At 65.3% G+C, this 479-nt stretch carries 1 protein-coding gene; it reads right to left on the bottom strand.

Annotation, left to right across the window (positions count from 1 at the left end; translation table 11 throughout):
* Nucleotides 1-109: 109 nt before the first annotated feature.
* Nucleotides 110-479, bottom strand: a 370-nt coding sequence (locus DVK06_RS17470; protein ID WP_147438179.1) for a universal stress protein, incomplete at its 5' end; no start/stop codon positions are given.

The following is a 479-nucleotide window of genomic DNA, read 5'->3' on the forward strand; positions in this document are numbered from 1 at the left end:
CTGCTACCATCGTGTCGGCCACTCGAAAAGATACCGGTCAGAACGGGGCGCACCGGTCGTATAGCCGCTGTCGAGCGCGTCCGTACCGCAACCGCCAGCCGCACCTGAGCTATTCGATGTGGACGACGAGGACGGGGATGGGCGCGCTCTCGACGACGCGCTCGGTAACGCTCCCGAGATTGGCGACCCGGTCTCGCCCGGTTCGACCGTGGGTCCCCATTACGATGAGGTCGATGTCCTCCTCTTCGGCGTAGTTGGTGATTGTCTTGTGAGGAATCCCTTCCGCCATGGTCGTGACGACCTCGACGCCGGCCTCCTCGCCGCCGACCACGATGTCGTCGAGCGCGACCTCGCCCTCTTCCTCCAGCGACTGACGCACCTCGTCCTGATTGGCCTTGTCGGCCGCGACGTACAGCCGTCTGTCCACGACGTACAGCCCATGGAGGGTCGCGTCGTTGTCGCGCGCGATGGAGGTGGCG

Origin of the sequence: Halorubrum sp. Atlit-28R (assembly GCF_003665955.1) — an archaeon.
GTDB classification, from domain to species: Archaea; Halobacteriota; Halobacteria; order Halobacteriales; family Haloferacaceae; genus Halorubrum; species Halorubrum tropicale.